General features: G+C 62.0%; 22 protein-coding genes and 2 pseudogenes. 18 read left to right on the top strand and 6 right to left on the bottom strand.

Annotation, left to right across the window (positions count from 1 at the left end):
- Positions 1-12: 12 nt before the first annotated feature.
- The 5 genes and pseudogenes from hpf to lptC form a co-directional block, all read right to left on the bottom strand.
- A complete protein-coding gene (gene hpf / locus H4I97_RS15605; protein WP_182305546.1) occupies positions 13-597 on the bottom strand; it encodes a ribosome hibernation-promoting factor, HPF/YfiA family in 585 nt (194 codons plus the stop codon).
- A gap of 224 nt (positions 598-821) precedes the next feature.
- Positions 822-2,374, bottom strand: a pseudogene (gene rpoN, locus H4I97_RS15600) (RNA polymerase factor sigma-54).
- 141 nt (positions 2,375-2,515) lie between these two features.
- The gene (lptB, locus tag H4I97_RS15595) at positions 2,516-3,304 is read right to left on the bottom strand and encodes an LPS export ABC transporter ATP-binding protein (RefSeq protein WP_182307676.1); all 789 of its coding nucleotides are present in this window, start codon (positions 3,302-3,304) and stop codon (positions 2,516-2,518) included.
- Positions 3,305-3,344: 40 nt separating this feature from the next.
- Positions 3,345-3,899 carry an LptA/OstA family protein gene (locus tag H4I97_RS15590; RefSeq protein WP_182305545.1) on the bottom strand — a complete coding sequence of 185 codons (555 nt, stop codon included), beginning with the start codon at positions 3,897-3,899 and terminating at the stop codon, positions 3,345-3,347.
- 14 nt (positions 3,900-3,913) lie between these two features.
- On the bottom strand, positions 3,914-4,579 hold the full coding sequence (gene lptC, locus H4I97_RS15585; RefSeq protein WP_182305544.1) for an LPS export ABC transporter periplasmic protein LptC: 666 nt from the start codon (positions 4,577-4,579) through the stop codon (positions 3,914-3,916).
- Between the two features lie 266 nt (positions 4,580-4,845).
- Between lptC and H4I97_RS15580 the strand changes: the two genes are divergently transcribed.
- The 7 genes from H4I97_RS15580 (at position 4,846) to H4I97_RS15550 (ending at position 10,492) form a co-directional block, all read left to right on the top strand.
- Positions 4,846-5,148, top strand: a complete 303-nt coding sequence (locus tag H4I97_RS15580; protein ID WP_112685701.1) for an integration host factor subunit beta — start codon at positions 4,846-4,848, stop codon at positions 5,146-5,148.
- 74 nt (positions 5,149-5,222) lie between these two features.
- Positions 5,223-5,567: a DUF1049 domain-containing protein gene (locus H4I97_RS15575; RefSeq protein WP_182305543.1), complete on the top strand. Its 345-nt coding sequence runs from the start codon at positions 5,223-5,225 to the stop codon at positions 5,565-5,567.
- Positions 5,568-5,672: 105 nt separating this feature from the next.
- Positions 5,673-6,800 carry a class I SAM-dependent methyltransferase gene (locus H4I97_RS15570; RefSeq protein ID WP_378143387.1) on the top strand — a complete coding sequence of 376 codons (1,128 nt, stop codon included), beginning with the start codon at positions 5,673-5,675 and terminating at the stop codon, positions 6,798-6,800.
- Positions 6,797-7,657 (top strand): TrmH family RNA methyltransferase, encoded by an 861-nt coding sequence (locus H4I97_RS15565; RefSeq protein WP_182305541.1) that lies wholly within the window; start codon positions 6,797-6,799, stop codon positions 7,655-7,657. Before H4I97_RS15570 ends, H4I97_RS15565 begins: the two co-directional genes overlap by 4 nt.
- The gene (lspA, locus tag H4I97_RS15560) at positions 7,654-8,145 is read left to right on the top strand and encodes a signal peptidase II (protein WP_182305540.1); all 492 of its coding nucleotides are present in this window, start codon (positions 7,654-7,656) and stop codon (positions 8,143-8,145) included. The genes H4I97_RS15565 and lspA overlap by 4 nt, the downstream gene beginning before the upstream one ends.
- Positions 8,146-8,296: 151 nt before the next feature.
- Positions 8,297-9,172 carry a l-ornithine N(alpha)-acyltransferase gene (gene olsB / locus H4I97_RS15555; protein ID WP_182305539.1) on the top strand — a complete coding sequence of 292 codons (876 nt, stop codon included), beginning with the start codon at positions 8,297-8,299 and terminating at the stop codon, positions 9,170-9,172.
- A gap of 360 nt (positions 9,173-9,532) precedes the next feature.
- A complete protein-coding gene (locus tag H4I97_RS15550; protein WP_182305538.1) occupies positions 9,533-10,492 on the top strand; it encodes a LysR substrate-binding domain-containing protein in 960 nt (319 codons plus the stop codon).
- Here the strand turns inward: H4I97_RS15550 and H4I97_RS15545 are convergent.
- Complete coding sequence (locus tag H4I97_RS15545) at positions 10,474-12,759, bottom strand: NADP-dependent malic enzyme (RefSeq protein ID WP_182305537.1); 2,286 nt, start codon at positions 12,757-12,759, stop codon at positions 10,474-10,476. The genes H4I97_RS15550 and H4I97_RS15545 overlap by 19 nt on opposite strands.
- Before the next feature lie 199 nt (positions 12,760-12,958).
- Between H4I97_RS15545 and mutS the strand changes: the two genes are divergently transcribed.
- The 11 genes and pseudogenes from mutS to olsA all read left to right on the top strand — a co-directional run bounded on the left by mutS (position 12,959) and on the right by olsA (position 25,435).
- Entirely contained in the window at positions 12,959-15,610 is a 2,652-nt protein-coding gene (gene mutS, locus H4I97_RS15540; protein ID WP_182307675.1) for a DNA mismatch repair protein MutS, read from the top strand.
- A 118-nt stretch (positions 15,611-15,728) separates the two neighbouring features.
- On the top strand, positions 15,729-18,554 hold the full coding sequence (locus H4I97_RS15535) for a [protein-PII] uridylyltransferase (protein WP_182305536.1): 2,826 nt from the start codon (positions 15,729-15,731) through the stop codon (positions 18,552-18,554).
- A gap of 2 nt (positions 18,555-18,556) precedes the next feature.
- Positions 18,557-20,167, top strand: a complete 1,611-nt coding sequence (murJ, locus tag H4I97_RS15530; protein ID WP_182305535.1) for a murein biosynthesis integral membrane protein MurJ — start codon at positions 18,557-18,559, stop codon at positions 20,165-20,167.
- The gene (locus H4I97_RS15525; protein ID WP_182305534.1) at positions 20,164-20,571 is read left to right on the top strand and encodes a VOC family protein; all 408 of its coding nucleotides are present in this window, start codon (positions 20,164-20,166) and stop codon (positions 20,569-20,571) included. Before murJ ends, H4I97_RS15525 begins: the two co-directional genes overlap by 4 nt.
- Positions 20,572-20,651: 80 nt before the next feature.
- On the top strand, positions 20,652-21,716 hold the full coding sequence (gene trpS / locus H4I97_RS15520) for a tryptophan--tRNA ligase (RefSeq protein ID WP_182305533.1): 1,065 nt from the start codon (positions 20,652-20,654) through the stop codon (positions 21,714-21,716).
- A 75-nt stretch (positions 21,717-21,791) separates the two neighbouring features.
- The gene (locus H4I97_RS15515; protein WP_182305532.1) at positions 21,792-22,283 is read left to right on the top strand and encodes a universal stress protein; all 492 of its coding nucleotides are present in this window, start codon (positions 21,792-21,794) and stop codon (positions 22,281-22,283) included.
- Positions 22,284-22,398: 115 nt separating this feature from the next.
- A pseudogene (locus H4I97_RS15510) lies at positions 22,399-22,961 on the top strand (NifU family protein).
- Positions 22,962-22,987: 26 nt separating this feature from the next.
- Positions 22,988-23,632 carry a tRNA (adenosine(37)-N6)-threonylcarbamoyltransferase complex dimerization subunit type 1 TsaB gene (tsaB, locus tag H4I97_RS15505; RefSeq protein WP_182305530.1) on the top strand — a complete coding sequence of 215 codons (645 nt, stop codon included), beginning with the start codon at positions 22,988-22,990 and terminating at the stop codon, positions 23,630-23,632.
- Between the two features lie 7 nt (positions 23,633-23,639).
- Positions 23,640-24,137 carry a GNAT family N-acetyltransferase gene (locus tag H4I97_RS15500; RefSeq protein ID WP_129333339.1) on the top strand — a complete coding sequence of 166 codons (498 nt, stop codon included), beginning with the start codon at positions 23,640-23,642 and terminating at the stop codon, positions 24,135-24,137.
- Between the two features lie 41 nt (positions 24,138-24,178).
- Positions 24,179-24,607: a Fur family transcriptional regulator gene (locus H4I97_RS15495; protein ID WP_129333340.1), complete on the top strand. Its 429-nt coding sequence runs from the start codon at positions 24,179-24,181 to the stop codon at positions 24,605-24,607.
- A 30-nt stretch (positions 24,608-24,637) separates the two neighbouring features.
- On the top strand, positions 24,638-25,435 hold the full coding sequence (gene olsA, locus H4I97_RS15490; protein ID WP_182305529.1) for a lyso-ornithine lipid O-acyltransferase: 798 nt from the start codon (positions 24,638-24,640) through the stop codon (positions 25,433-25,435).
- Positions 25,436-25,455 lie beyond the last annotated feature (20 nt).

The following is a 25,455-nucleotide window of genomic DNA, read 5'->3' as shown; positions in this document are numbered from 1 at the left end:
TTCCGGTTTGGCTCAGCCTTTGATGTTGGCGGAGTCGATCCATCCGATATTACCGTCGTTGCGACGGTAGACGATGTTGATCTGGTCGCTGCCGGGGTTGCGGAACAAGAGTACAGGTTCGTCCGTCATGTCGAGGGCCATGACTGCACTCGCAACCGACATGGTCCGCAGTTGCTTTGTGCTTTCCGCCACGATCGTGGGTGCGTAATCCTCGGGAAGCTCCTCATGCTCGTCGGATACGGCATCCATCACGGTATAGGCGACCTCGACGGGCGTGCCGGCACCGTTGTTCGGATGGCGATCCTTGAGCTTCCGCTTGTATCGGCGCAGCCGCTTGTCAATGCGGTCGGTGGCAATGTCGAAGGAAATCAGCGGGTCATTTGCGGAGCCGGTGGCGTGCAGGTTGACGCCGGAGTCGAGGTGGAGCAGGCAGTCGGCGACGAAAGGTGCGGCTGCGGCCGCCGATTTCGTTACCGTGATCTGGCCGGAATACCCGCCGTCGAAATATTTGGTTACCGTCTCCGTGATCCGTTCTTCAATCCGTTGCCGGAAGGCTTCACCGATTTCCATATGTTTGCCGGATACGCGCACACTCATGGAGTTTCCCTTCTTATTGTGATTTGCGGGTATCAGTTTACGTCAACCGCCGTCTGCATCCAAGCTCTTCACACAGCAATGTCGCCCGCTCGGGCTGTCGCTGGACGGAGGTTGGGGATAACTCGGGGTCGTCTCCTTTGCCAGTCGGGGCGGGCTTCTAGACAAGCTTTGGACGAGAGTCAACGGCCTGCTAACCGATTCTTAACAAACGGCAGACGGTGCGCTCAGCCTGTGGACACCTTCGCCATTGCGCGTTTCTCGCGCCTCCGTTGTACCGACGAGGGAATGTTCATCGCCTCCCGGTACTTGGCCACCGTACGCCGCGCAAGGTCGATGCCGCCATCCTTCAGCGCACTGACGATGTCGTCATCCGAGAGGATCGCTTCCGGGCTCTCCTGCGTGATCAGTGTGCGGATCCTGTTCCGTACCGCTTCTGCCGAATGACTGTCGCCGCCCTCGGCCGAAGCTATGGAAACGGTGAAGAAGTATTTCAGCTCGAAAAGGCCGCGCGGGGTCAGCATGTACTTGTTGGAGGTGACGCGGCTGACCGTGGATTCATGCATCTTGATCGCATCCGCCACCGTACGCAGGTTGAGCGGACGGAGATGATCGACCCCGTGGCGCAGAAACGCATCCTGCTGACGGACGATCTCGCTGGCGACCTTGAGAATGGTGCGGGCGCGTTGGTCGAGGCTGCGGGTAAGCCAGCTGGCATTCTGCAGGCACTCGGCAAGGAAGGCCTGATCTGCGTTGTTCGTGTCGCGGCCTTTTGTCACCCGGGTATAGTAGCTCTGGTTGACGAGAACTCGTGGAAGGACATCAGGGTTGAGTTCCACCGCCCAGCCGCCATCAGATGCCGGACGGACGACAATGTCGGGGACGACTGCCTCGCTCAAATTCGTCTCGAACCCACTTGCCGGCTTCGGATTCAGGCCGCGGATCTCCGAAAGCATGTCGATCAGATCTTCTTCGTCGACTCCGCAGAGCTTTTTCAGGCTCGCGAAGTCACGCTTGGCGAGAAGCTCGAGATTGTCGATCAGCGTCGCCATCGCGGGATCGAAGCGGTCACGTTGTTTCAGCTGAATTGCGAGGCATTCGCTCAATGAACGGGCAAATATGCCGGGAGGATCGAGGGTCTGCAAAATCCCGATCACATGTTCCAAACGCTTGGGCGCCCCCCGAAGCGTTCCGCAACCTCCTGAAGATCGGCGCGCAGATAGCCCGCTTCGTCGAGCTGGTCCGTGAGGGCGAACGCGATCATCCGATCGGCCGCGTCGGGAAAGGCGAAGGGAATCTGTTGGCTCAGATGATCGCGTAAGGTTACCTGGCCGGCGACGAAGTCGTCCAGGTCGTATCCTTCGCCGGGGTCCGTCCCGGCGCCCGGCATCGACTTCCACTGCCCCAAAAGCTCAGGCGCGTCGGCACGGGCCGAGACGCCTTCGTCGACAAATGCGCTGTCGAAATTGGAGTCAAGGCTTTCTTCGAGTGCAGAGCCCTTGGCGTTTTCGTACCAGTCGCTTTCCGGCGCGCCTGCGCCTGCGCCTGCGCCGGCCGTCGTTTCCTGCGCGGCAAGTGCCTCCTCGCCCCGCGGGCTTTCCGACCCGTTGTCGCCGTCTTCCGAAGCGAAATCGAGGAGTGGGTTCTTTTCGACCTCCTGGGCGATGAACTGGACGAGTTCGAGGTGGTTCATTTGCAGCAGCTGGATGGACTGCATCAGCTGAGGCGTCATGACCAGGGTTTGGCTCTGGCGTAGATGTAGATTGGCCGACAAAGCCATGATGAACGCGAAACTCCCCCGAAATTCACCCGCTCAGACCGTCAAACGTCGCGGAGAAACTTCAACTGGCCCAAAAATTGCTTTTTTATCTGGTTTGGTCAAGCCGGACGATGGGGGAATCGTCTCGTGGAGGTGTCGGCCTCAGAGACTGAACTTGTCGCCGAGATAAAGTCGCCGGACATCGGGATTGTTGACGATGTCATTGGCACGTCCGTGGGTCAGGACCTCGCCGGCGTGGATGATGTAGGCTCGGTCGATCAGACCGAGCGTCTCGCGCACGTTGTGATCGGTGATCAATACGCCGATCCCGCGCGCCGTCAGGTGGCGCACGAGGTTTTGAATGTCCGACACCGAAATCGGGTCGACGCCCGCGAAGGGCTCGTCGAGCAGCATGAACGTCGGGTCGGTCGCAAGGGCGCGGGCGATTTCCAGGCGACGCCGCTCGCCGCCGGACAAGGCGACGGCAGCAGATTTGCGCAACTTCTCGATGTGGAACTCATAGAGCAGTTCATCGAGTTTGGCTTCCCGCTTGTCGCGGTTCGGTTCATGAACCTCGAGGACAGCCCGGATGTTGTCTTCGACACTCAGGCCTCTGAAAATCGACGCTTCCTGCGGCAGGTAGCCGACGCCGAGGCGCGCTCGCCGGTACATCGGCATCGCCGTCACCTCGTTGCCGTCGATGGCGATCGTGCCTGCGTCGACGGGCACCAGACCCGTGATCATGTAGAAGCAGGTCGTCTTGCCGGCGCCGTTGGGGCCGAGCAGCCCGACGGCTTCCCCCCGGCGCACGACCAGCGACACCCCGTTGACGACGCGACGGGTGTTGTAGCTCTTTGTCAGGCCATGGGCGATCAATGTCCCCTGATAGCGCGTCTTGTCGAGGCGCGCCTCGTCGGGGCTCGGCTGCCGCGCCCGTAGCGCGCCGGACAGTGTTGAGGCAAAAGGAATCTTCACGTGCCGACCGGTCCGGTTACTTCTTCTGGGATTTCGGGTCGAGCTGGATCTGCACCCGGCCGCCGCAGCTGTCGAGTTTTGCTTCGCCGGTATTCATCTGAACCGTCAGTTTGCAGCCGACGAAGACGTTCTGGCCTTCCGACAGAACCACCCGGTCACCTTCGAGCACGAATACCTGGCGGTCCATGTCGAAATAGCCGCGTTCGGCGGTGGCCTGCTGGGTGCCGGAGGAAAGGAAGACCTTGTTGGTGACGTCTATCTTCTGAATGTCGGCGTTGCCGCTGGTCACCGAGGTGCTGTCGCCACGATAATGAACCGTCATGTTGCCTGACTGCAGGACCGTGGTGCCCTGTACGACCTTCACATTGCCGTTGAAGAGCGCAACCTTCTCCTGCTCGCGGATTTGCAGTTCGTCACTTTCGATCTGGATCGGCTTGTCGTTGGAAAGTTTCAGGCCGTCGAGGTTGCTTTTCGTCGCCTGTGCCAGAGCCGGTGCCGACCCAGCAACAGACATGCCGAAGGCAACCAGCAGCCCAGCCACCAAAACCGAATTCTGACGTTTGTCTTTCATGACTGGACCGGCTCTCAGTTGTCCGCTTTACGGATAGCGGACGGTTCGATGTTGACCCGAACTTTTCCCGCGAAGGTGATTACTCGCCCCTTATCTGTCATCTTGAGCGACTGCGCAACAATCGACGCTTCCTTTGCGGTGATGGCGACAGGGTCCTTGGTCTCCATGCTGCCGCCCTTGATGTCCAGGTGAGCAGACTTGAATGCAGCCTCGATGCCCGTGCTGAGCTTGATCGTGAAGGGCGCCGTCATGTCCAGTCGGTCGGTGGAGCGGTCGAAGACACCGCTTTCAGCGATGACGCGGGCGATGGTCTTGTCATCGATCGGAACCGCCGCTGCGATTGTCTCGAGAGTGATGATGTTCGGGTTCCTGATATCCTGAAGAGCGCGTTCGGCGCGCATGGAATAGCTGATGCCATCCGAGTTGCGCCCCGAAATGGCGGGCTTCTCCATCACGACCTTGCCATTCTCGATCCGCGCAGATTCCATTTTCACGTTTTCCGGGAGATAGGCCCGGATCACCGACACTGCGACGAAGGCGAGAGATATGACGAAGGCAGCCACCGGGAGCAGAACCTTGAGGTGGCGCACGCGTGCAGAATGCGCCACCGCCCTCTGGTAGGCGCGCACGTCCGGCTGAAGGCCGGCAGTCGCGGCACTCTCATCTACCCTGTTCAACATGAATCAGGCCTGTTCCAGAATAATATCGAGCGGGAATGGCCCCGCCCGCAGCCTGCCGCAACCGACACGACACATCGCATTAATAAGATCGCATGCCAATATGGAAATTGTTGGCGCGAATGCAAGTCCACGCCACCCCTGACGGACGACTTCCGTGCTCGCCGGGCACGTTGCGGAGTTTCGGCTAAGTTGTTTCTTGACGGTGCTTTTTTAGTTTGGCACCTTGGCTCCTCTATTGCAGGAAACCACAATCTCAGGGGGCGAGCGTGATCAAGTCGGAATTGGTGCAGATCGTCGCGGCGCGAAATCCGCATCTTTATCACCGTGACGTCGAGAACATCGTCAATGCTGTCCTAGACGAGATCACCGATGCGCTGGCTGCCGGTAACCGCGTCGAGCTTCGCGGCTTCGGCGCCTTCTCGGTCAAGAATCGCCCGTCTCGCTCGGGGCGCAATCCTCGGACCGGAGAATCGGTTTTCGTGGAGGAGAAGTGGGTGCCGTTCTTCAAGACCGGCAAGGAATTGCGCGAACGCCTCAATCCCGGGATGGGCGACCAGGACGGGGATTGAGCGGCCCCGTCAGCCTGAGCGCAAGCGAACCGCGCCGGGCGTTATTGGAATACGTCTGCCGAGGAGAGTGAGCGATGGTAAAGAAGATCGTCAATCTGATTGTGCTTGTACCGCTCGGCATCGTGCTTGTCGTGCTGTCCGTTGCCAATCGCCAGAGCGTGACGCTCGCGCTCAATCCTTTCCGGCCGGAGGATGCAGTGCTGTCGCTGACTGCGCCGTTCTTCGTTTTCCTGTTCCTCGCGGTCATGTTGGGAATTGTGATCGGTGGTGCTGTGGTGTGGCTTTCTCAGCGCAAGTATCGCAAGCGCGCCCGCACCGAGTCGCGCTCTGCCCAGCAATGGCAGGTGGAGGCCGAAAGGCACAAGGCGCGGGCGGAGCAGATCGCGGGCCGCGATCTGCCGCAGTTGCAATCCAAATAGGCTCGCCGTCGAAAGTCCTTAACGAGCCGAAAGCGCTTTCGCGTAAGCCGCTGTGGTGCTATGGGCTCGCGATCACTGGACGATCGACAAAGACAGGACCAAGGCGTGAAGAACAAAGAGCGCCGGCCGGCCCGCGGCAAGCCGGCGGGATTGGGCGGCAAGGGACCGAGAGACGGGAAATCGCCCGCCGCGGCTGTCACGAAGCCCGGCTCCGGCAAGAGCCGTGAGCACACCCGCCGACAGGCTGCGAAATCTATGCCCGAGAAGCCGCCGGCACAGGCAGACGAGCCCACTCGTATACTGCAGATCCGGGCCGGCGAACGCCCGGCCGAGCACGTTCCGCTCATCCTCGAGAGTCTCGGTGCCGGAGATTTCCATCTGATCGACAGCGGCGACGGCTTGAAGCTGGAGCAATACGGTCCTTATCGCATCATACGTCCCGAAGCGCAGGCTCTATGGCCGAAAGCGCTGCCGTCTCACGTCTGGGACAAGGCGGATGCAGTTTTCACCGGGGACACCGACGAGGACGGCATGGGGCGCTGGCGCTTCACCCGCGAGGCGCTTGGCGAGACCTGGCCGCTTTCGCTTCTCGGTGTCGATTTTCTCGGCCGCTTCACTGCCTTCCGCCACGTCGGGGTCTTCCCCGAGCAGATCGCACACTGGAGCTGGATGAAGGAACGCATCGAAGGTCATGGCCGGCCGCTGAAGGTGCTGAATCTCTTCGGCTACACGGGCGTCGCCTCGCTCGTCGCCGCCGCTGCCGGGGCCGAGGTCACCCACGTCGACGCGTCGAAGAAGGCGATCGGCTGGGCGCGCGAGAACCAGGCTTTGAGCCGACTCGAAAGGGCACCGATTCGGTGGATCTGCGACGACGCGATGAAGTTCATTCAGCGCGAAGAGCGTCGAGGCAGTCGCTATGACATCATCCTCACTGATCCGCCGAAATTCGGCCGAGGCCCCAACGGCGAGGTCTGGCAGCTCTTCGATCATCTACCGGCCATGCTCGACATTTGCCGGGAAATCCTGGCTCCGAAGGCACTCGGCCTCGTGCTGACGGCCTATTCGATCCGGGCTAGCTTCTATTCCATCCACGAACTGATGCGCGAGACCATGCGCGGCAAGGGCGGGATCGTGGAATCCGGCGAACTGGTGATCCGGGAGGCCGGACTCGACGGCAAGACGCCCGGCCGGGCGCTTTCAACATCACTCTTCAGCCGGTGGGTGCCGAAATGAACGACGATCTTCGCGAACAAGGCCCGCGCCGGGTTGGCCAGGTCAAGGAGGTGACGAGCCTTTCGAACCCGATCGTCAAGGATATCAAGGCGCTGTCCCTCAAAAAGACGCGGGACGAGACGAGGAGCTTCATGGCCGAGGGGCTGAAGCTCGTGATCGACGCGCTTGATCTCGGCTGGACCATCAAAGTCCTCGTTTATTCCAAAGCCGGCCGAGGCAAGCCGTTGGTCGAAAAGGTTGCCGCACGCGCCGTCGCGGCAGGCGGTCTGGTGCTCGAGGTAAACGATAAGGTGATGTCGGCCATCACACGTCGTGACAACCCGCAAATGGTAGCGGGCGTCTTCGAGCAGCGGTTCAGGGCGCTGAAGGACGTGCATCTCGGCAAGAACGAAACCTGGGTGGCGCTCGATCGCGTGCGCGATCCCGGCAATCTCGGAACCATCATCCGCACGGCCGATGCGGCCGGCGCTTCCGGTGTCATCCTGATCGGCGACTGCACCGATCCCTTCTCGCTCGAGACCGTGCGGGCCACCATGGGCTCACTGTTTGCGATGCCGCTGGTCAAGACCTCGGTCGAAGAGTTCGTTCGCTGGAAGGCGAAGTGCGGGGGACAGGTCGTCGCGACCCATCTTGCCGGTGCTGTCGACTATCGGACGATCGACTATAAGCGTAAGCCGGTCGTCGTTCTGATGGGCAACGAGCAGTCCGGACTTCCGGACGAACTTGCACGCGAGGCCGATGCGCTGGCGCGCATCCCACAGGCCGGTCGTGCCGACTCGCTCAATCTCGCTGTTGCGACGGGCGTGATGCTGTTCGAAGCGCGCCGCCACCTTCTGACGCTTGGCGATGCGAAATGACGAGACATCCGGCAATCTTCGCACGTCCGCTCCCGGCGATTTGTTTCATCGTGCTCGCTCTTCTTCTCGATCAGGCGATCAAATATCTCGTTGAGACATCGCTGCCGTTGCAGCAGCCGGTGCCTGTCATGCCGATGCTGGCGCTTTACCGAACCCACAATCTCGGCGTGGCCTTCTCGATGCTTTCCGACGCCCACGGCTGGTTCATAGTCGGACTGCGAATCGCCATCGTCGCATTCGTGTTCTGGCTCTGGAGGCGGACGAGTCCTGTCCACCACTTCGCCCATCTGGGCTTCGTGATGATCATTGCCGGAGCGATCGGCAACATCATCGACCGCTTCGTCTACGGGCACGTAATCGACTATGTTCTGTTCTACACCCAGACATGGTCGTTTGCCGTGTTCAATCTGGCCGATAGCCTGATTACCGTCGGTGCGGCTTTCATCATTCTCGACGAGTTCACGGTAACCCGGGCGAGGAAGGGGTAGAGGACTAATCGATCAGGCGCGACGCCGACTTTGTCGAATTGCGACAGTCGGACAAAGATGTTAGCGTGGCGCCTGTGACAGACCGTGTCACCTTCCTGTCGCATAGGCGTGGTTTATGACCCTGAAACGAAGCGGTTCCGGACGACTCGCCATGAACACTCAACTTCTCGACATCACGACCGCGGCCGACGGTGCGAACGCAGTCAATGCCGCAACGACGGCGCCGAATGATCTGCTCGGCAGGATCGGTACGCTCGAAACCCGCCTCACGCGCAGCGACTCCGAGATCGATGCGGCACAGTCCATTCGCTATAAGGTCTTTGTCGAGGAGATGCACGCGCAGGTCGCTCCGGAAGGAGCCAGACGCAAACGCGACGTCGATGGCTGGGATGCGCTCTGCGATCATCTTGTCGTGGTCGATCGTTCCATCGAGGGCGACCCGGAAGAACAGATCGTCGGCACCTACCGGCTGCTGCGGCAGGAGGTTGCCGAAGCCCATGGCGGCTTCTATTCGGCGTCCGAGTTTTCGATCGACCGGCTGATCGCCAGTCATCCCGGCAAGCGTTTCATCGAGCTCGGCCGCTCCTGTGTACTGCCGGAATATCGCAACAAGCGCACCATGGAACTGCTCTGGCACGGTGCCTGGGCTTACGCCTTGCGCCATCGCGGGGACGCCATGATCGGTTGCGCCTCGTTTCCCGGCGTGTATCCGGAGGAGCATGCGCTTGCGCTTTCCTTCCTGCATAATCACGCCGTTGCCGAAGGCGAATGGGCTGTCAAAGCACGCCCGGAACTCTATCGTGAAATGGATCTGATGCCGGTCGAGGCGATCAATGCCCGCAAAGCTGTCTCCTCGATGCCGCCGTTGATCAAGGGCTATCTGCGACTTGGTGCGATGTTCGGCTCTGGTGCCGTCGTCGACCATGCCTTCAACACGACCGACGTCTTGATCGTTCTGCCGATCTCTCGCATCTCGGACCGCTACCTCAATTATTACGGAACCGATGCGGGGCGGTTCGCAAGCTGACGTGCCGGAGGGGGCCGGGTTTTCTCGGCGATCCGGCGATCGTCGCATCGGATACCGGACCGGCGTTGGCGAAAGCGTAAGGCTCGAAAGGCAGATCCGCGATTTGCCGCTGGCTCATCGAAGCTATGACGGGATGGCTTAGCGGATCCCGCGGATAAGGGGTCTCGTCGGAGCGCAGCGAAGCGCTCTTTCTCCAGAAAAACTTGAACATTGGATCGCCTCCGGAATTCGCTACCCTCTGGCTGAACGACGCCAACGAGGGCAATCGACGCTGGAATTCTGGTGTGTGTACGAGGATACTGCTCCTTGTCTGGAGAAGCTTCAATTGAGATTTGGCGCCTTCTGCTATAGAAAATCTATATGAGGAACCTGAATCTCATTCATCTCAACGGTCTGAGGGCGTTGGAGGCGGTTGGTCGGCTCGGATCCCTGCAAGGAGCAGCCGATGAGCTTGGCGTCTCGGTCGGCGCCGTGAGCCAACAGGTCATCAAGGCCGAACGGCAACTCGGTCGGCAACTCTTCGAACGCACGCCGAAGGGCCTCGCCCCGACCAAGGCGTCGGCCGATATCCTGCCGCGACTCACCGAAGCCTTCAGCCTGCTGTCAGGCGCCGTCGCGGCAGCGCGAAGGCATGACGACAAGCTGCTGACGATCTCGGTCGCTCCCGTCTTTGCGGCGCGCTGGCTTGTGCACCGCTTGGGCGGGTTTTCCGCCCGTCATCCGGAAATCAATCTGAGGATGGACGCAACGACCCGGCTCGTCGACCCTTCTACCTCCGACATCGACCTCTGCATCCGGGTTGGCAAGGGGCACTGGCCGGGCGTGCGCTCCGAGCTCATTCTGGCGCAACGCGTCTTCCCGGTATGCTCACCGGCACTCGCCCGTGACCTCAAGGAACCCGCCGATATTCTGACGTTGCCGGCCGTCATCGATGGACACGCATTGTTCGGCTGGGATGTATGGCTGGAGTCGGCCGGTCTCGGCGGCCGTACACTCGCCACCCGGCACGTCTTCAACGAGGCATCGCTCTGCCTGGACGCGACGATTGCCGGACAGGGCGTGATGCTTGCCTGGCAGACGCTCGCTTCCCACGCCGTACAGACGGGCCAGCTCGTCATTCCCTTCGGGCCGTGGGCGCCGACCGGCGACGGCCACTATTTCGTGACCGCCCAAACCACCCGACGCAATCCGGCCGTCGAAGCCTTCAAGGCCTGGCTCCGGGAGGAACTGGCCGCCGACATGCGGGCGCTCGAATCGACTTTTGAACGATCGATCCGGTCGCACATACCGGCCCCGCCCGATCAGGCGACGGCATTGTAGGCTGCGATCGCCGCCATGTTGACGATGTCCGTGTCCTTCGCCCCCATCGAGGCGATCTGCACCGACTTCCCGAGGCCGACCAGAATTGGCCCCATGACGGTGGAGCCGCCGAGCTCCTGCAGCATTTTCGTGGAGATTGAAGCGGAGTGGATGGCCGGCATCACCAGCACGTTCGCGGTGCCCGAGAGGCGGCAGAAGGGATACTGTTCCATGCGGTGCGCATTGAGCGCCACATCCGCTCCCATCTCGCCGTCATACTCGAAGTCGACCCGGCGCGTGTCGAGGATCTTCACTGCCTCGCGCAGCCGTTCGGAACGTTCGCCGGTCGGATGTCCGAAGGTTGAATAGGCAAGCAGCGCCACCCGAGGCTCGTAGCCGAAACTGCGGGCGAAGCCGGCCGCCTCCTCCGCGATGTCGGCGAGCTCTTCGGCGGTCGGCATGTCGTGAACGGCGGTATCGGCGACGAGCACCGTCCGTCCACGGGTCAGCGCGAGCGACACGCCGATCACGCGGTGGCCCGGCTGCGGGTCGATACAGCGGCGGACATCCTCGAGCGCCGTCGAATAGTTGCGGGTTGTGCCGGTCACCATGGCATCGGCGTCGCCGAGCGTCACCATGCAGGCGGAGAAGTGGTTGCGGTCGGTGTTTATGAGACGCTGGCAGTCGCGCAGCAGGTAGCCTTTGCGCTGCAGTCGCGAGTAGAGATACTCGGTGTAAGCCTCGACGCGGGTCGAAAGACGCGCGTTGACCACTTCGATTCCCGGACGGTCGAGGTCGATGCCAGCCCGGGCAGCGGTGGCCTTGAGGGGATCGTCGCGACCGACGAGGATCGCCGTGCCGAGCCCCTGGTTGGCGAAGGCGATTGCGGCGCGCATCACCTGTTCTTCCTCGCCCTCGGCAAAGACGACGCGCTTCGGATGGTTACGCACCCGCTCGTAGAGGTGCTGCGTCGTTGCGGCGATCGGGTCGCGACGCGCCGAAAGCTCTCGCGCATAGGCGTCGAGATCGGTGATCGGCTTGCGCGCGACGCCGGTCTCCATCGCAGCCTTGGCGACGGCGACCGGTATGGCCGAGATCAGTCGCGGATCGAAAGGGACCGGGATGATGTACTCGGCGCCGAAGCGCGGACGGGTCCCCTGATAGGCGGCTGCCACATCGTCGGGAACGTCTTCCCGTGCCAACGCGGCGAGCGACCGCACCGCGGCGATCTTCATGGCGTCGTTGATCGAGGAGGCGCGGACGTCGAGCGCACCGCGGAAGATATAGGGGAAGCCGAGCACGTTGTTGACCTGGTTCGGGTAGTCCGACCGGCCGGTGGCCATGATCGCGTCGCTGCGGATATCGGCGACTTCTTCCGGCGTAATTTCCGGATCCGGATTGGCCATCGCAAAGATGATCGGGTTCGCGGCCATCGAGCGGATCATGTCGGCCGTAAACGCGCCCTTCTGGGAGAGCCCCAATACGACGTCGGCGCCTTCCATCGCTTCGGCGAGCGTGCGCCGGTCGGTCTTTACGGCATGGGCCGATTTCCACTGGTTCATGCCTTCCGGCCGGCCTTGGTAGATCACGCCCTTGGTGTCGCAAAGCGTGACGTTCTCCGGATTGAAGCCCATGGCCTTGATGAGCTCGATGCAGGCGATCGCCGCCGCGCCCGCGCCGTTGCAGACGAGCCGCGTGTTCTTGAAATCGCGTCCGGTGAGTTCGAGCGCATTGATCAACCCGGCTGCGGCGATGATCGCCGTGCCATGCTGGTCGTCGTGGAAGACCGGAATGTCCATGAGCTCGCGCAGGCGCTGCTCGATGATGAAGCAGTCCGGCGCCTTGATGTCCTCGAGGTTGATACCGCCGAAGGAAGGCCCGAGGTAGCGGACGCTATTAATGAATTCGTCGACGTTCTCGGTGTCGACTTCGAGGTCGATGGAATCGACATCGGCGAACCGCTTGAAGAGGACGGACTTGCCTTCCATCACCGGCTTGGCCGCGAGCGCGCCGAGATTGCCGAGGCCGAGGATTGCCGTGCCGTTGGTGATGACGGCCACCATGTTGCCGCGAGTCGTGTAATCGTAAGCCGTTCCCGGGTCGGCGGCGATCGCCTTGACTGGAACCGCAACGCCCGGTGAATAGGCAAGCGAGAGATCTCGTTGCGTCGCCATCGGCTTCGTCGGTGCGATTTCGAGCTTGCCCGGTCGGCCCTGGGCGTGGAAATCGAGCGCTTCCTGTTCGGTGACGGATGTCCTGATGCGGTCGGCCTTGTCTGATGCAGGCATGTTCCCTCGAACCTAGCTGTGGGCGACCGTTGTTCCGGCCGACCTTTGTTATTGTCTTTGCAGAGCGGAGGCCGTTACTGTTGCACGTCTCTTTTTCGAAGAAAACCGTTCGCCCGTGACAATCAACAGAGCCCCCTCGACCGAGGTCCTGAATGCTGCCGAGCTTGTCTCGGAGGAGAGCCGTGCATCGGCAACGCCGATGATGGAGCAGTATATCGAGATCAAGGCGAACAATCCCGATTCGCTGCTTTTCTACCGCATGGGCGATTTCTACGAGCTCTTCTTCGAGGATGCCGTCGACGCCTCGCGCGCGCTCGGAATCACGCTGACGAAGCGCGGCCAGCACATGGGGCAGGAGATTCCCATGTGTGGCGTGCCGGTGCATGCCGCGGATGACTACCTGCAAAAACTGATCTCTCTCGGCTTTCGCGTCGCCGTCTGCGAACAGGTCGAAGATCCGGCCGAAGCGAAGAAGCGCGGATCGAAGTCGGTCGTCCGTCGCGACGTCGTCCGGCTCGTCACGCCGGGCACGCTGACTGAAGAGAAGCTGCTCTCGCCATCCGAATCGAATTATCTGATGGCGCTTTCCCGCATCCGGGGTGGCGCCTCGCCGCAACTGGCCTTGGCCTGGATCGACATTTCGACCGGTGTTTTCCAGCTCGCAGAAACGGAGGAGGCGCGTCTGCTCGCCGACATCCTCCGGATCGAGCCGCGCGAACTGATCGTACCCGACAGCATCTTTTTCGATCCCGAGCTCAAGCCCGTTTTCGACGTGCTCGGTCGGGTGGCGGTGCCGCAGCCGGCAGTGCTCTTCGACAGTGCGACCGCAGAGAACCGGTTGGCGCGCTTCTTCGGCGTCGGCACGCTTGATGGGTTCGGTTCCTTTACACGGGCCGAGCTGGCGGCGGCGGCCGCCGCCGTCGCCTACGTCGAGAAGACGCAGATTGCAGAGCGTCCGCCACTCGGATTGCCAGAGCGCCAGAGTGCCGCGTCGACGCTCTTCATCGATCCTGCAACGCGCGCCAACCTGGAACTCGTGAAGACGCTTTCAGGGGACCGCAACGGTTCTCTGCTGAAGGCGATCGACCGGACCGTCACCGGCGGCGGTGCCCGTCTGCTCGCCGAGCGGCTGATGTCTCCGCTCACCGATCCTCAGCAGATTGCCGAGCGGCAGGATTCCATCGCTTTTCTGCTCGCCGAGGCCACCCTTGCTGACCGCCTGCGCGATGCTCTGAAGCGCGTGCCGGACATGCCTCGGGCGCTCTCCCGACTGGCGCTTGATCGCGGCGGCCCGCGTGATTTGGGTGCAGTCCGTCATGGCCTTGCAGTTGCTCGTGACGTTGCAGGCCTCCTTTCGAAACAGGACCTGCCGGCGGAGCTCGAAGGCGCCTACGAGAGCCTCGTTCTTCTACCGGCGCCGCTGGAAGACTTGCTTGCGGCAATGCTTTCCGACGACCTGCCGCTGCTGAAACGCGACGGCGGCTTCCTGCGCGAAGGAGCAATTGCCGAGCTCGACGAGGTTCGGGCCTTGCGCGACCAGTCGCGGAGGGTGATCGCCGGGTTGCAGCTCCAGTACGCCGAGGAGACCGGAATCAGGTCGCTGAAGATCAAGCACAACAACGTGCTCGGCTACTTCATCGAGGTCTCCGCCGGCAATGCGGGCGCCATGACCGACAGCGACGCGGCACGGTCACGCTTCATTCACCGGCAGACGATGGCGAGTGCCATGCGCTTCACCACGACCGAACTCGCCGATCTCGAAAGCCGGATCGCCAATGCCGCCGGCCAGGCCCTGGAAATCGAGCTGCAGGCCTTCGATCGCATGACGGCGGGGGTCGTCGCAGCCGCCGAACCGATCAAGGCTGCGGCGCGGGCACTTGCGGTGCTCGATGTAGCGGCGGGGCTTGCAGCGCTGGCCGAGGAGCAGGGTTACTGCCGCCCGACCGTTGACGACAGCCGCATGTTCGCGATCACGGCGGGCCGCCATCCGGTCGTCGAGCAGGCGTTGAGGCGGCAGGCGCTCAGTCCGTTCATCGCCAACAACTGCGATCTGTCGCCGAGCGGCAGTGGTTCCAACGGTGCGATCTGGCTGCTCACCGGCCCGAACATGGGCGGTAAGTCGACATTCCTGCGTCAGAACGCGCTGATCGCCATCATGGCGCAGATGGGCTCGTTCGTGCCCGCGGGTTCAGCACATATCGGCGTCGTCGACCGTCTGTTCTCCCGCGTCGGCGCCTCGGACGATCTTGCGCGCGGGCGCTCGACCTTCATGGTCGAGATGGTCGAGACGGCGGCGATCCTCAACCAGGCCGGCGACCGCTCGCTTGTGATCCTCGATGAAATCGGGCGCGGAACGGCGACCTTCGACGGACTTTCGATCGCCTGGGCGGCCGTCGAGCATCTGCATGAGGTCAACCGTTGCCGGGCACTGTTCGCCACGCATTTCCATGAGTTGACGGCGCTTTCCGAAAAACTCGACAGGCTCTCGAACGTCACCATGCGCGTCAAGGAATGGGACGGTGACGTCATTTTCCTGCATGAGGTGGGGCCCGGAGCGGCCGACCGCTCCTACGGTATCCAGGTCGCACGGCTTGCCGGCCTGCCGGCGTCTGTCGTGGCGCGGGCCCGCGACGTGCTCTCCCGCCTCGAGGATGCCGACCGCAAGAATCCAGCGAGTCAGCTCATCGACGATTTGCCGTTGTTCCAGGTGGCGGTGCGGCGGGAAACAGCCCAGAAATCAGGACCTTCGAAGGTAGAGGACGCGCTGCGGACGCTCGACCTCGACGATATGACGCCGCGTGCCGCGCTTGATGCGCTCTACGAACTCAAGAAACAACTTGGCAAGTCTTGAACGTTAGATTTGCCTGTGAAGGGTGGCGGAAAAGCGCTATAGCGCTGTTGCGCCCAGCTCACCATCTATTGCCGGAAAGCCTTACGGCGGACCTGCCGGGGAAAGCCTGACGACTGACATGACCACGTCCGATCTCGACCTCAGCGAAATCCTCGATGTCGCCGCCCTCACTGAAGAATGCGGGAAGGTGGTTCGCGCCAATAGCGGGAAACTGCTGGAGATGCGCTCGGCACTCCTGCCGATCCTGCGGGCCGCGAGTGCTCAAGGGCGCGAAAGAGTGAAGGCGCAGCTCTTTGCCGATGGCAGCGGTATCCGCTGCGCACAGCGGCTCTCCTGGCTGCAGGACCGGATCATCACTATCATCTTCGACTGCGCAGCAACTCAGATATATCGCGATGCGACGAAGATTGCGGTCTCGGCCGTCGGCGGTTACGGACGTGGTACGCTTGCGCCGGGATCGGATATCGACCTGCTTTTCGTGCTGCCGGCGAAATTCACGCCCGACATGCACAAGGCGGTCGAATTCGTGCTCTATCTGCTCTGGGACATGGGCTTCAAGGTCGGGCATGCGACCCGCACGATCGAGGAGTGCATTCGTCTGTCGAAGACGGACATGACGATCCGCACAGCGATCCTTGAGACACGCTTCGTCTGCGGGCGGGAAGACCTGGCGCGGGATCTGCACCAGCGCTTCGATCACGACGTGACCCGCGACACGGCTCCGGAATTCATCGCAGCCAAGCTCGCCGAACGCGATGAGCGGCACCGCAAATCAGGTGACAGCCGCTACCTCGTCGAACCGAACGTCAAGGAAGGCAAAGGCGGTCTGCGCGACCTGCAGACGCTCTTCTGGATCGCCAAGTACAAGTATCACGTCCGGGACGCCGGCGAACTCGTCAAGCTCGGCGTTCTTTCGAAGCAAGAACTGCGGCTTTTCCAGAAGGCCGATGACTTCCTCTGGGCCGTGCGCTGCCACATGCATTTCCTGACCGGAAAGCCGGAGGAGCGTCTCTCCTTCGACCTGCAGCCGGAAATCGCCCGCAGCCTCGGCTACCAGCCGCGACCGGGCCTTTCCGCCGTCGAGCGATTCATGAAACACTATTTCCTGGTCGCCAAGGATGTCGGCGACCTGACCCGCATATTCTGTGCGACGCTCGAGGAGCAGCAGGCGAAGGCTGCGCCCGTGTTGACGGCGATGCTCGGTCGTTTCGCCAATCGCCCCCGCAAGATACCCGGTACTATAGAGTTCATCGAGGACAGGGGCCGGATCGCGCTGGCGGATAAGGACGTTTTCAAGCGTGACTCTATTTCGATCATGCGCTTCTTCCACGTGGCGGATATCAACGGGCTCGAGTTCCATCCCGATGCACTGAAGATCGTGACACGCTCGCTGTCGCTGATCGACAACGATTTCCGCGAGAACGAGGAGGCGAACCGGCTGTTCCTCTCGATGTTGACGTCACGCCGCCAGCCCGGGCAGATCCTGCGGCGGATGAACGAGTCGGGTGTGCTCGGACGCTTCATTCCGGAGTTCGGCAAGATCGTCTCGATGATGCAGTTCAACATGTATCATCACTATACCGTCGATGAACACCTGATCCGGTCCGTCGAAGTCCTGTCGGAGATCGACGAAGGGAAGGCTGAAGACATCCATCCACTCGCCGCAACTCTGATGCCCGGTGTTGAGGATCGGGACTCGCTCTACGTTGCTGTCCTCCTCCACGACATCGCCAAGGGGCGACAGGAGGATCATTCCGTCGCCGGTGCACGGGTCGCGCGCAAGCTTTGCCCGCGCCTCGGCCTCAGCCCTAAGCAGACGGAGCTCGTAGCCTGGCTCATCGATGAGCACCTCACCATGTCGATGGTTGCGCAGACCCGGGATATGCATGATCGCAAGACGATCAGCGACTTCGCCGAGAAGGTGCAATCACTCGACCGTCTCAAAATGCTGCTGATCCTCACGGTCTGCGACATTCGGGCCGTCGGACCCGGCGTCTGGAATGGCTGGAAGGGTCAACTGCTGCGAACCCTCTACTACGAAACCGAACTGCTGCTGTCCGGTGGCTTTTCGGAGGTGTCGCGCAAGGATCGCGCCAAGTACGCCGCCGAGCAGCTCAGCAAGGCGCTTGGCGACTGGAGCGACAAGGACCGCGCGATGTACACCAAGCTGCACTACGAGCCGTATCTGCTCACCGTGCCGCTGGAGGATCAGGTGCGACACGCCCATTTCATCCGGGAGGCGGACATTGCAGGCAAGGGGCTCGCGACCATGGTCCGGACCCATTCCTTCCATGCGATTACGGAAATCACGGTGCTCGCTCCCGACCATCCGCGCCTTCTCTCGGTGATCGCGGGAGCCTGTGCTGCGGCAGGGGCGAATATCGCCGATGCGCAGATCTATACGACTTCCGACGGCCGCGCTCTGGACACCATCCTGGTTAACCGTGAATTCCCGATCGACGAGGACGAAATGCGGCGGGCGGCGACGATCGGCAAGATGATCGAGGACGTTCTCTCCGGACGCAAACGGCTGCCGGAGGTCATAGCCACCCGCAGCAAGGGCAAGAAGGGCAACAAGACCTTCCCCGTTCAGCCGCATGTGACGATCTCGAATACCCTGTCGAACAAATTCACCGTTATCGAGGTCGAATGCCTCGATCGCATCGGTCTGCTCGCCGACGTGACGGCGGTACTCTCCGATCTCTCGCTCGATATCCAGTCGGCGCGTATCACCACCTTTGGGGAAAAGGTGATCGATACCTTTTACGTCACCGACCTCATCGGCCAGAAGGTCACCAACGAGAACCGGCAGGCGAGCATCGTTGCGCGTCTGAAGACGGTGATGGCCGGCCAAGCGGACGAGTTCCGCGACAACATGCCGTCCGGCATCATCGCGCCGCAACCGCAGAAAGGCACGGTCGCACAGAAGAAGGTCAGGGCCTGAGTATGGGGCTCGTCAAGAAGTTTGCCACCGTCGGCGGCGCGACGCTGGGCAGCCGTACCTTTGGCTTCGCACGCGAGACACTGATGGCGGCGGCGCTCGGCACCGGGCCGATGGCCGACGTCTTCTATGCCGCTTTCCGCTTTCCGAACCTCTTCCGCAGGCTTTTCGCCGAAGGGGCCTTCAACGCAGCCTTCGTACCGCTCTTCGCCAAGGAGATTGAGGCGCATGGCGTCGAGGGCGCCAAGCGCTTCTCCGAGGAAGTCTTCGGTGTCCTGTTCACCGTCCTGATGTTGCTCACGATCGGGATGGAGCTGGCCATGCCGCTTCTCGTCTCGTGGATCATCGCGCCGGGGTTTGCCGACGATCCGGAGAAGCTGTCGATCACCGTCAGGCTCGCGGCGGTGATGTTTCCCTATCTCATGTCGATGTCGCTGACGGCGATGATGAGCGGCATGTTGAATTCTCTCCATCACTTCTTCGCGGCGGCGGTTGCTCCGATCTTCCTCAACGTCGTGATGATCGGCGCGCTGTTCTATGCCCTCTATACGGGCGCGGAGCCTGCTCTGACCGCATGGTATCTCTCCTGGTCGGTGCTCGCCGCTGGTGTCCTGCAGTTGGCAGTCGTCTACGGCGGCGTGCGCCATGCCGGGATTTCCATCGGGTTGAGGTTTCCGCGATTTACCCCCAACGTGAAGCGGCTTCTGGTGCTCGCCATTCCGGCGGCGGTGACGGGCGGCATCACCCAGATCAACCAGATCATCGGCCAAGCGATCGCCTCTGGAAAGGAAGGCGCCATCGCCGCCCTCCAGTATGCCGACCGCATCTACCAGCTTCCGCTCGGCGTGGTCGGCGTGGCGGTCGGCGTCGTCCTGCTTCCCGAGCTCGCCAGGGCACTGAAGGCCGGCCACGCGAAGGAGGCGACCTATATCCAGAACCGGTCGATCGAATTCGTGCTGTTCCTCACCCTTCCCGCGGCCGCCGCGCTCTGGGTTCTCTCCGACGAGATCATCCGGGTGCTCTATGAGCGTGGTGCCTTCACCGAACAGAATACAGCACTCGTCGCTTCGATTCTCGCGATCTACGGCCTCGGGCTTCCGGGTTTCGTCCTGATCAAGGCACTACAGCCGGGTTTCTACGCGCGGGAGGATACCCGGACGCCCATGCGGTTTACCGGCGTTTCGGTCGTCATCAATTCCGCGCTTGCCATCTCTCTCTTCCCCTTCATCGCCGAGCGGGGGATCGCCACGGCCGAAGCCGCCGCCGGCTGGGTCAACACGTGCCTCCTGTTTACGACGCTTCTTCGCCGCGGCGATCTCGTCTGGGAATGGGCGCTCGCGAAACGCGCGGCGCGGCTCATCGTCGCCTCGGCGGCAATGGCCGGCGTGCTCGTTTATCTCTCCGATCGCTGGAGCGGCTGGCTACAGCCCGAGACGCCGCTTCTGACTCAGGTTGCGGCGCTCGGAGCGCTGATTGCAGTTGCTATGGTCGTCTATTTCGGCCTCGCCTTCGCCATCGGCGGGGCCGATCTCGGCATGATACGGCGCAATCTTCAGCGCGGCGCCCGTAGTTCCGCCGAATCGCCCGAAAGCCTATCTTCGGATGGCGAGCAATGACCCGCTCAGCGCCCCGGCGTCGCCTCGCTACTGTCGCACTGGTGGTCGATGATTACGACCGCGCCAAAGCCTTCTACTGTGATGTCCTCGGCTTCGAGTGCCTTGCCGACAGCAGTTTGGAGGGGGACAAGCGCTGGCTCGTTGTCGCGCCGAAAGGAGCGGCCGGTGCCGCCCTGCTGCTCGCCCGGGCCGACGGCGAAGCACAGACGCAGGCGATTGGAAACCAGACAGGCGGCCGGGTCGGGTTCTTCCTGGAAACCGACGACTTCGCACGCGACCGCGCGACCTTTCTTGCGAATGGCGTCCAGTTCCTCGAAGAGCCTCGACGCGAGGTCTATGGGACAGTTGCCGTCTTCGCGGACCTCTACGGAAATCGCTGGGACCTGATCGAGCCGGCCCCTTGATTGTCTCTCGGGCCGCGTGCATAAGCGCGAGCGAGTTTCAATAGCGAGGCCGGGCCCTCCACAAGCCTGTGAGGACGATTATGGGCGAATTCAAGCAGCTGGTTTTCTCCGGTGTTCAGCCGACCGGCAATCTTCATCTCGGCAACTACCTGGGCGCGATCCGCAAGTTCGTCGCGCTTCAGGAAAGCCATGACTGCATCTACTGCGTCGTTGACCTGCATGCGATCACCGCCCAGCTCGTCCATGACGACCTGCCGGGCCAGATCCGCTCGATTACCGCGGCCTTCATCGCCGCCGGCATCGATCCCAAGCAGCACATCGTCTTCAACCAGTCGCAGGTTCCCCAGCACGCCGAACTCGCCTGGATATTCAACTGCGTCGCGCGCATCGGCTGGATGAACAGGATGACGCAGTTCAAGGACAAGGCAGGGAAGGACCGTGAAAACGCTTCCCTCGGACTGCTCGCCTATCCGAGCCTGATGGCCGCCGACATCCTCGTCTATCGCGCGACCCATGTTCCCGTCGGCGACGATCAGAAGCAGCATCTCGAGCTGACCCGCGACATCGCCATGAAGTTCAACATGGACTTCATGCAGAAGATTCGTGCGGCCGGCCTCGGGACTGACATCCTGGTGGGCGACGAGCCGGTCCATGCCTATTTCCCGATGGTGGAGCCGATGATCGAGGGTCCGGCGCCGCGCGTCATGAGCCTCAAGGACGGCACCAAGAAGATGTCGAAGTCGGATCCTTCCGACCTCTCGCGCATCAACCTGCTGGACGACGCCGAGACCATTTCCAAGAAGATCCGCAAGGCCAAGACGGATCCCGACGCGCTGCCGAGCGAAGTCGAGGGGCTGAAGGGTCGGCCGGAAGCCGACAATCTGGTCGGTATCTTCGCAGCGCTTTCCGACCGCTCGAAGGCGGACGTCCTGAAGGATTTCGGCGGCCAGCAGTTCTCGGTCTTCAAGCCGGCCCTCGTCGATCTTGCCGTCGAAGTTCTCGCTCCGGTCAACGGGGAAATGCGCCGCCTTATGGATGATCCCGCCTACATCGACAGCGTCCTGCGCGACGGCGGTGCACGCGCGGGCGCACGGGCTGAAAAGACGATGAAGGAAGTCCGCGACATTATCGGTTTCGTGCAGTAAGGTCTCGAACAGCCGGGCAGGTCGGCCGGAACCTGTCCGCGGACGGATCAACACAGTCCGGTAGCGGGGATGGACATGGTTTCGAAGCGCCTGTCAGGTCTTGAGGGGCACCGGCGAAAATTTCTGGCCGTCATCGACAATACGCCTGAGTGCTATCGGGCGCTCCGTTATGCTGGCCGTCGTGCGAAGAATTCGAACGGCGGTCTCGTTCTGCTCTACATCATTCCCGAAGGCGATTTCCAGCAATGGCTCGGCGTCGAGGAAATCATGCGGGCGGAGGCGCGCGAAGAGGCCGAGGCGACGACAGCCAAGGCCGCTCAGGCCGTACGGGAAACCATCGGAACGGAGCCGGAAATCGTCATTCGCGAGGGAAGCCCCGCTGCGCAGATCAATGCCGTCATCGAGGAGGACCGAGACATCGCAATCCTCGTCCTCGCCGCCGGCTCGACCAAGGAAGGGCCGGGACCTCTGGTCTCGATGATCGCCGGTCGCGGCGCCGCTTTTCCGATTCCGGTGACCGTTCTTCCGGATTCTCTCAGTGATGAGGAAATCGACGCCCTCTGCTGAGCCCGGGATAAACTGCGGCAGTACCATTCGTGCTTGAAGAGGAAGGCGAATGGCCCTATTTCATTTTGAAGAATTCTAAAACTCGATGGCGGTCGCTGACCGTTAGGAGGAAGCAATGTTCATCCAGACCGAAGCCACGCCGAACCCGGCGACACTGAAGTTCCTTCCCGGCAAGGTCGTCATGGAGACGGGTACGGCCGAATTCCGCGATGCCGAAAGCGCGGAGGTTTCGCCGCTTGCCGTCCGTCTCTTCGATATCCCCGGTGTGACCGGTGTCTTCTTCGGCTACGATTTCATCACCGTCACCAAGGACGGCCCGGAGTGGCAGCATCTGAAACCGGCGATCCTCGGCACGATCATGGAGCACTTCATGAGCGGTGCGAAGGTCATGGCGGCGTCTGCTATGGGCGGCACCGAGACGGATGGCGAGGAGTTCTTTGATGCGGGCGACGAAACCATTGTCGCGACGATCAAGGAACTTCTCGAAACGCGGGTTCGCCCGGCGGTCGCCCAGGATGGCGGCGACATTACGTTCCGCGGCTTCAAGGACGGCAAGGTGTACCTGAACATGAAGGGGGCATGCTCCGGGTGCCCGTCCTCGACCGCGACGCTGAAGCATGGCGTGCAGAACCTCCTCAGGCACTTCATCCCGAAGTCCAGGAAGTCGAAGCGGTCTGACGCCGCGCGGCGTTTGGGGGTGATGCATGATCGTTCTGGCAATCGACACGGCGGGCGTGGATTGTTCGGCCGCCGTCTACGATAGCGACAAGGCGGCCGTGCTCGGTGCGGCGACTGAAACGATCGGTCGCGGGCACGCTGAAAAGCTCATGGAAAAGATCGATACGGCGCTTTCCGAAGCGGGCCTTCCCCTTGAGGCCGTCGAGCGCGTCGCCGTGACCGTCGGTCCGGGATCCTTCACCGGTATCCGTGTCGGCGTCGCCGCTGCCCGGGGACTGGCGCTTGCACTCGGAATTCCGGCCGTCGGCGTATCGACGCTCGCTGTGCTTGCGGCGGCAAAGACGGGCGATGCGCCCGTTGTCGTGGCGATCGATGCCAAGCGCGGCGAAGTCTACCTCCAGCCCTTCGAAGAAATGCGAGCCATCGGTCAGGCGGTCATCGGGAGCATCGAAGATGCGCGGGATCTCGTCGGCAAACTTGGCGCGCGGGTGACAGGCTCGGCCGCCCCCCTGTTGACGGGCGACGACGCCGAGGCCCAGCCCGACCATTTCCCGATCGCGATCGTTGCCGAGTTGGGGGCGGCAGGCGATCCGGTAGGGAAGCCGAAACCGCTCTATCTCCGAGGGCCGGACGCCAAGCCGCAGGCCGGATTTGCAATTGCACGAGTGTGACGACCTGATGCGCGAAGCCTATTTTACTCGCAAACCCGAATTCGAAATCGTCGAGATGACACGCGAGCATTGTGCCGCGGTTTCCGTGCTTCACGGCCAGCGCTTCGCTCGACCTTGGGGAGACGGCGAATTTCTGAGCCTGCTTCTGCAGCCGCATACGTTCGGCTTCGTGACGTGGCAGACGAATACGCTGATCTTCAAGCCGCCGCTTGCGGGCTTCGTGCTGGCGCGCGAGACTGCGGGAGAGGCGGAAATCCTGACGATCGCGGTCAATGAGAAGCTTGGCCGCCACGGTCTCGGCTGGCGTCTGATGCAGGCGGCAATCCGGGAAGCGCGTGCCCGCGGCGGCGAGACGATGTTCCTTGAGGTGGACGACGGCAATGCTGCCGCGCTCGGACTTTACAACAAGCTCGGCTTTCAGAAGGCAGGCGAGCGGCCGGCCTATTACGCCGATGAGCAAGGTCGCCGGTCCTCCGCGCTTGTCATGCGGCGTGATCTCCGATAGTTGCCTTGCATTACCGTTGAACGCCGGACTTGCATGCTGCCATGAGCGAACCCGTCAAATCGCTTCAAGATCTTTGTGTTGAGCGCGGCATGCGCATGACAGAGCAGCGGCGTGTCATCGCCCGGATTCTCGAAGAGTCTGACGATCACCCGGATGTCGAGGAGCTCTACCGGCGTTCCTCCGCTGTGGACTCGCGCATCTCGATCTCGACTGTCTATCGTACGGTGAAGCTGTTCGAGGACGCGGGCATCATTGCGCGTCATGATTTCCGCGATGGCCGCTCCCGCTATGAGACGGTTCCCGAAGAGCATCACGATCACCTGATCGATCTCAAGACTGGCAGGGTGATCGAGTTCCATTCTCCCGAAATCGAGGCGCTTCAGGAACGAATCGCGCGTGAATACGGTTTCCGTCTCGTCGATCATCGCCTCGAACTTTATGGCGTACCGCTCAAGAAGGACGACAACTGACGCGATGGTGCGGCTTCAGGAGAAGCGTCATTGATCACCGTGCTGCGAATAGGTTTCCTCCTCTTCGTGATCGTGGCCTCGACTCTTCTGCTCGCACCGGTGCAAGTGGCGGGTCTCGCGTTTGACTGGAGGATCCGTCGTCGGCTGCCGCGTCTGTGGCATCGTATCGCCTGCCGTATGCTCGGCATCCGCATCCATATCCACGGCCGGCCCGACATCCGCCGGCCTTTGTTGATCGCAGCGAACCACGCGTCGTGGAAAGACATCCTCGTGCTCGGTGCCGTGGCTGATGTCGTTTTCATTGCCAAGAATGAAGTGAAGACCTGGCCGGTTTTCGGTCTGCTCGCGCGGTTGCAGAAAAGCATCTTCGTCGTGCGGGAAGAAAAGCGCCGTACCGGCGACCAGGTCAACGAGATCGCCGAACGCATGGCCGACGGCGAGATCGTCGTGCTCTTTCCCGAGGGCACGACCTCCGACGGAAACCGGCTACTCGAGGTCAAGAGTTCGCTGTTCGGCGCCGCCGCGGCCGCCCTTCCGCTCGCTCCGCACGGCGTCGTTTACGTGCAGCCCGTCGCCATCGCCTACACGCGTGTCTACGGCCTGCCAATGGGGCGTTTCCATCGTCCGCTCGCGGGCTGGCCCGGAGACGTTCCGCTGTTGCCGCATCTGATCGGCGTGCTCAAGGCCGGGGCGCTGGACGTGGACGTAAGTTTCGGCGAAACCGCCGAGTATCGCGAGGGCGACAAGCGCAAGCAGCTGAGTGCGGTTATCGAGGACCGTATCCGAACGATGCTGCTCGACCACCTTCGCGGTCGGTATCCCGTCTGAGCGCATTTTAGGGTTTCAAC

The sequence above is a fragment of the Ciceribacter thiooxidans genome (genome assembly GCF_014126615.1).
Taxonomy (GTDB): Bacteria; Pseudomonadota; Alphaproteobacteria; order Rhizobiales; family Rhizobiaceae; genus Allorhizobium; species Allorhizobium thiooxidans.
This window is presented reverse-complemented; position numbering and strand designations above follow the sequence as displayed.